Genomic DNA, 242 nt, shown 5'->3' with positions numbered 1-242 from the left:
ACCCGAGCTGCACACCGCCGGTGGGCTGCCCCTGGCGCAGGTCGTCGACGCCGTCACCGAGGGGTTCGCCGACGGCACCGCCGCCGCAGCTGCGCAGGGCCGCACGATCCGCGTCACCCAGCTCCTGACGGCCATGCGGCACGGGGACCGCTCCGGGGAGGTCGCGCGCCTGGTGATCGAGCGCCGCGGCCGGGACGTCGTGGGCTTCGACCTCGCGGGGGACGAGGCCGGGCACCCCGTCA

The 242-nt window shown here is 77.3% G+C and carries 1 pseudogene; it reads left to right on the top strand.

The features are described 5' to 3' along the window. Nucleotides 1-242, top strand: a pseudogene (locus tag N869_RS16270) (adenosine deaminase); the annotation flags it as partial.

Source organism: Cellulomonas bogoriensis 69B4 = DSM 16987 (assembly GCF_000767165.1).
In the GTDB taxonomy this organism is placed as follows: Bacteria; Actinomycetota; Actinomycetes; order Actinomycetales; family Cellulomonadaceae; genus Actinotalea; species Actinotalea bogoriensis.
This window is presented reverse-complemented; position numbering and strand designations above follow the sequence as displayed.